This window comes from Streptomyces sp. NPDC006265 (assembly GCF_040613555.1).
Classification (GTDB): domain Bacteria; phylum Actinomycetota; class Actinomycetes; order Streptomycetales; family Streptomycetaceae; genus Streptomyces.
This window is the reverse complement of the sequence record NZ_JBEXSH010000531.1, coordinates 1-6280: the sequence shown is the minus strand read 5'-3', so window position 1 is coordinate 6280 and position 6280 is coordinate 1. Positions and strand designations below refer to the sequence as shown.

The following is a 6280-nucleotide window of genomic DNA, read 5'->3' as shown; positions in this document are numbered from 1 at the left end:
GCCCGCACCTCCGCCTCCGCCGCCGCGGCGGCGACTTCGTCCCCCTGATCCTCCACACCCCGGCCCTCGAGCCGAAGCACCCGGAAGCGCCGCTCACGCCGACGGTGACGCACACGCCGACCGCGGAGACCGCGCCGACGGCGGATATCGTGCGGGCCGCGCCGACGGCGGATATCGTGCGGGCCGCGCCGACCGCGGACACCGCGCCGACCGCGCCGACCGCGGCGGACGCGACGGTGGAGGAGGAAGCGCTCGAACTGTCCACGCTGACCGGCGCCGACCCGACCCCCGCCCAGGAACCCGCAGCCCCGCAACCGTCTCCGCGCCCCTTCAAGCTGGGCACCTACGAGTTCACCAACCTCAAGTACGCCGACGCCAGGTATGCCGACAAGGCGATCCGGATCATCGAGTTGCTGGACGAGCACCCCAGGATCAGGGATTACGTCGGTGGCCGTCCGGTCCGCATCACCCTGCACGTGCGCACGACAGAGGCACCCGCCGACGTGACGGACCGCGGCGATGCGGGAGTCGACATCAACCTCGCGAGCTACTACTTCGAGAAGTACGACACCGGTTACGTCATGGGCATGCTGGCCCACGAGATCGGCCTGCACCCTCTGGCCTCGCGGAACGGACGCATCGCGGAGGAGGAGGATCTGCTCGCGGGCATGCCCCTGGCGGTGCCGGGCCTGGAGTCGTTGAACGAGCCGCGTTTCATGCACACCGTGGGCGCGGGCCAGGCGGATCACGTGATGGCGGCGTTCCCGCAGTCGATCCGGCACGGTCTGTACCGGGACGTGATCGTGGAGATGGCCCAGATCCTGGAGCACCGCGCGCGGGTGGGTGTGCCGGGCGCCAAGGCGGCGGACGTCACGGACCTGTTCGACACCTACCTGATGGACCTCGCCTCGATCGCGGTGACGAACGACCATCGGGCGCGGGCGATCACGGACCCTGGGTACACGGCGAGGTCGTACAACGCCTACAAGGCGCAACTGGAGGCGCATCTGCCGCAGGACAGCCGCCTCCGTGCCCTGCTGCCCGCCGACAAGGGCCGGTTCGGCGTGCTGCGGGACTTCGCCCAGCTCGCCACGAGCGTGGGGACCAACAACCGCGGTGACAGCATCCAGCAGCCGACTCCGGTCGGCGAGGCCAGCCCGCGTCTCCCGCAGGAGACGGACGACGGCCACCGGACCGAGGACGAGCTCGGCCGGCGGACCGTACCGGGCGTTTCGCCGTCGCGCCGCGGGCCTGACCGCCGTCCGCGCTTCGTGGTGCGGTCCGGCTTCGACGCGCGGCGCTTCACGCACGACGGTGACCCGGTCACCGACCTGACCGTCCGCGTCGCTCTGCGCGGTTCGAAGGAGCAGGGCGTGCGGGTGCGTGAGCGGCTGGACGCGGGAGTGGCCCGGTTGCTGAACGGACCGGGGCACCGGCTTCCCAGCGGGGATCGCCTGCACGTGACGGTGGAGTACGTCGACCCGGCCGACTCGCCGCATCTGACGGTGGACCTGGTGGGCCGGGACCGGGGCATGGACCAGAAGACCTGGTGGGTGGATGCCGAGCCGGTGCAGTTGGTCCACGAGTTGACGCACCAGTTGGGCCTTCGCGACGAGTACCGCGACGCCGACTCCCCGCACCGCCCGCACGTCCCAGGCAGCCTGCTGGGCGAGCTGGGCGCGGCCCCGGAGGACCCGTCGCTCTCCGCGGCCGGTCTGCGCGACCGGCATCTGGCCCTGCTGGGCGCACTGATCGGCGACGTGGACCTGCACACCAGCGACGTCGCCGATGACGAGACGACATGGGAGGAGGCCCGGTCCGCCGCTGAGCCGGTCATCCGCCGGTCGGTGTGGGTGGACCCGGTCTCCCTGCCCCGGCCCGCCGACGACACGGTGAGCGCCGACGTCCCCGCGCACATGCCGCAGGAAGGCTCTCTTGTTCCCTTCAGGTCGCGGAACTTCGAGTTCACCAACCTCAAGCACACGAGCGAGAAGTACCGGGACAAGGCGATCCGGATCATCGAGCTGCTCGGTGAGCACCCGGTGATCGCCGCCTATGTCGGTGGCCGTCCGGTGAGGATCACCCTGCACGTGCGTACCACGGAGACGCCGGCCGATGTGACGGACCGGGGTGCGGACGGCGTGGACATCAACCTGGCGAGTTACTACTTCGAGAAGTACGACATCGGCTACATCATGGGCATGCTGGCTCACGAGATCGGCCTGCATCCGCTGGCTTCCCAGGACCGGAACATCCCGGACGAGGAGGCGATGTTCGAGTACTTCCCGTTGTCCGTGCCGGGCCTGGAGGACCAGAATCCGCCGCGCACGATGAGCACGGAAGGTGCCGGGCAGGCGGACCACATCATGGCCGCCTACCCGAGCAGTACCCGGCACCGGATCTACCGCGACATCGTGCTGCAGATGGCCGACCAGCTGGCCCGGGCCGCGCAGGCCGGTGTGGAGGGGGCAACGACCAAGGACGTCACGGACCTGTTCGACACCTACCTGATGGACCTGGCGTCCATCGCGCTGACCAACGATCACCGTACGAACGCGGCCAAGGAGCCCCGCAACACCGCCAAGGTCTACAACGCCTACAAGACCCAGCTCGAGCAGCACATGGCTCCGGACAGTCCGGCCCGGGCGCTGTTGCCGGCGGACAAGGGCATGTTCGGTGTGGTGCGCGACTTCGCCCAACTGGCGGCGGCCGTCGCGGCGAACAACCGCGGCGACAGCATCCAGGTGCCGCTCCCGGCCGGCGAGGCCATGCCCCGCCTCCCGCAAGCCAACGATCCGACGTCCGAACCGGTCCCGCAGTCGCTCCGGTTGGGGCAGTTCGAGTTCACCAACCTGAACCAGACGGAGGCGTACGTCGACAAGGCGGTCCGGATCGTCGAACTGCTGGATGAGCACGCCACCATCAAGGCCTACATCGGCGACCGCACCGTTCGCATCACCCTCCGCCTGCGGACGACGGAGGCTCCGGCCGATGTGACGGACCGCGGTGATGACGGTGTCGACATCAATCTGGCGAGTTACTACTTCGAGAAGTACGACACCGGTTACGTGATGGGCATGCTGGCGCACGAGATCGGTCTGCATCCTTTCGCCTCGCGGAACGGGCGCATCGCCGAGGAGGAGGACCTGTACGCGGGGATGCCGCTTCCTGTGCCGGGGCTGGAGTCCTTGAGTACGCCGCGTTTCATGAACACCGAGGGTGCGGGCCAGGCGGACCACGTCATGGCGGCCTTCCCGCACAGCATCCGCCACGGCCTCTATCGCGACATCGTCGTGGAGATGGCCGGGGTGCTCGCGCAGCGGGCCCGGGTGGGTGTTGCGGGTGCCAAGTCCAAGGACGTCACGGACCTGTTCGACTGCTACCTGATGGACCTGGCGTCCATCGCGGTCACCAACGACCACCGGGCGCGGGCGATCACGGACCCGAACTACACGGCGAAGTCGTACAACGCCTACAAGGCCCAGTTGGTCGAGCACCTCCCTGCCGACAGCCCTCTGCGGTCTCTGCTGCCCGCGGACAAGGGCCGGTTCGGTGTGCTGGGGGACTTCGCCCAGCTCGCCACCAGCGTCGGCACCAACAACCGCGGCGACAGCATCCAGCAGCCCACCCCCGCGGGCGAAGCAGCGCCCCGACTTCCGCAAGGTGACGCAGTGGACCGGCGAGACCGTGTCACCACACCGCAGTTGGACGGGACCCGTGACATCCGCCCCCGATTCGTGGTGCGGTCGGGCTTCGACGCGCGCCGCTTCACGCACGACGGCGACACCATCACCGACCTCACGGTCCGGGTCGCGATGCGGGGTGCGGACGATCAGAGCGCGCGTGTCTTCGGGCGTTTGAGTGCGGGGGTCGAGGAGTTCCTGAACGAGCGGGGCTACCGTCTGCCGAACGGTGGCCGGCTGCATGTGACGGTCGAGCCCGTGGATCAGGAGGACTCGCCGCATCTGACGGTGGATCTGGTGGGCCGGGACCGGGGCATGGATCAGAAGACCTGGTGGGTGGATGCCGAGCCGGTGCAGCTGGTCCACGAGTTGACGCACCAGTTGGGCCTTCGGGACGAATACCGCGACGCCGACTCCCCGCACCGCCCCCACATCCCCGGCAGCCTCCTCGGCGACCTCGACGCGGACCCGGAGGACGCCTCGCTCCCCGCGGCCGGGCTCCGCGACCGGCATCTTGCCCTGCTGGGCGCGCTGATCGGCGACGTGGACGCGTACCCGGCTGGGCAGGGAGAACCATCCTGGGAAGCGGCCCGGTCGGCTTCCCAGCCGGTCACCCGCCGGTCGCTGTGGGTGGACCCGGTCTCCCTGCCCCAGCCCGCCGGCGGCACCGCCATGGCCGGCGAGGCCGCCGCTGCCGACGAAGCCGCCGCCACCGGCGACGTGCCGCCCCGGATGCTCACGCCGTTCCGTTCGGGGAACTTCGAGTTCACCAACCTCAAGCACACGGACGAGGGGTACCGCGACAGGGCGGTCCGCATCATCGATCTGCTGCGGAAGCACGACACCATCCGCCGTTACATCGCCGACCGGCCCTGCCGCGTCACGCTGCACGTGCGCACCACCGAGCCACCGGCCGACGTCCTGGACCGCGGCCCGGACGGTGTCGACATCAACCTCGCCAGCTACTACTTCGAGAAGTACGACATCGGGCATGTGATGGGCATGCTGGCCCACGAGATCGGCCTGCACCCCCTGGCCTCGGAGAACGCGGGCCTTCCCGACGAGGAGGCGATGTTCGAGAACTTCCCGCTGCCGGTGCCCGGGCTGGAGGACGTGAACCCGCCGCGCACCATGAGCACGGAGGGTGCCGGTCAGGCCGACCACATCATGGCCGCTTACCAGAGCAGCACCCGGCACCGCATCTACCGCGACATCATCCTGGAGATGGCCAGGGTGCTCGCGCAGGACGTCCGAAACGGCGAGGAGAACGCGAAGGCACAGGACGTCACCGATGTGTTCGACTGCTACCTGATGGACCTCGCCTCCATCGCCGTCACCAACGACCACCGTGTGAACGCGGCCTTGGAGCCGGGTTACACCGCGAGGGTCTACAACGCCTACAAGAAGACGCTCCACGACCTGCTGGCGGGGGAGGCCGAGGTGCGGGACCTCCTGCCGTCCGACAAGAGCAGGTTCGGCGTGATGAACGACTTCCGCCGCATCGGGACCTACGTCTCGCTCAACAACCGCGGTGCCAGCATGCAGCGGGAGGACGCGATCTGACGCCCGCCGGTATCCGCGGCGGCGGCCGTCAAGGGCGGCCGACTGCCCCGGCGTCCCACCGCCGAGAGCGAGGAAACTGCGGAACCGGGAACTGGAGGATCACCGGAAGCGGATCATGCGAGCCTGGCTCGCTCCGATGCTGGTCCACTCCTGCTCGTTCACCCCGCACCAGAACACCCCCTACGAGGCCCTGCAGAGCCGGCACCCGGACCGGTTCCTGTGGATCGACGAGGCCGGCACGGCCTCGCAGATCGGATCCGGCACCAGCTCGCCAACCGAATGGCGGATGCACAACCTGTGGATTCCTCCGTCCAGGGGATGGAGCACCCTCGACCCCGGTGCCCAGCAACTCCTCGCCGACGTACTGGTCCTGCTCATCCTCACCGAGGAGCGGGGCGACCGGCCGACGGACGCCCTGCTGCGCCTGGAGGACGCCTGTTCCAGCGAGCGGAACGCCCTCCCACCCTGCCTGGCCAGGGACCGCACACCGCTCGACCCGCGGCAGGCACTCGTCGGAGAGACACCTCGTTCGCTGCCCGGCTCCCACTGTGTCGACGGGTGCGCGTTCCAGTTCTGTCCGTATCCACCCAAAGGGCCGCAGTGTCGCACCGAACTCAACGAACTCTTCTGCATCCACCAGCACTCGATGCTCAAGAGGTTCCATTTCCAGGTGTGGCGCTCCCTCCGGTTCCGGCGCCGGGCGCGCTGGCGGCGCAGGACGACCGTCGCGAACCTGCGGAGGTTCTGGGACGAGATGGGGGCGCGTGCGCGCAACCGCGACCTCAAGGAGGCGTGGTCCCACGCGCGGGGCGCTGAGTGAGAGCGGGGCACTGAGTGAGCGGGCCCGTCACCAGGTCTCCGGCCGGACGGCGGACTCCACCGCGGCCTCGCTCTCGTGGTCGCGCACGGTGCCGGCGGTGAACTCGCGGTCGTACGCCGCCTCGTCCATCGTGGCGCGCAGGCGGGCCGCGATGCGTTCCACGTCGCCCCGTTCCGCCGGGGGGTGTGGGGCGCCCGCCCGTTTGCGGGTCGCC

At 69.6% G+C, this 6280-nt stretch carries 3 protein-coding genes; 2 read left to right on the top strand and 1 reads right to left on the bottom strand.

Annotated elements, in window-relative coordinates; genetic code table 11:
- Nucleotides 1–104 precede the first annotated feature (104 nt).
- The gene (locus ABZ281_RS32885) at nt 105–5246 is read left to right on the top strand and encodes a hypothetical protein (protein ID WP_356661464.1); all 5142 of its coding nucleotides are present in this window, start codon (nt 105–107) and stop codon (nt 5244–5246) included.
- 115 nt (nt 5247–5361) lie between these two features.
- Nucleotides 5362–6066 (top strand): hypothetical protein, encoded by a 705-nt coding sequence (locus ABZ281_RS32880; protein ID WP_356661462.1) that lies wholly within the window; start codon nt 5362–5364, stop codon nt 6064–6066.
- Nucleotides 6067–6093: 27 nt separating this feature from the next.
- Here the strand turns inward: ABZ281_RS32880 and ABZ281_RS32875 are convergent.
- On the bottom strand, nt 6094–6280 hold a 187-nt coding region (locus ABZ281_RS32875), incomplete at its 5' end, for a hypothetical protein (protein WP_356661460.1).

Bases quoted from the DNA above. Each gene is read 5' to 3' on its own strand.
- ABZ281_RS32880 (WP_356661462.1), top strand. From the start codon at position 5,362: ATGCGAGCCTGGCTCGCTCCGATGCTGGTCCACTCCTGCTCGTTCACC.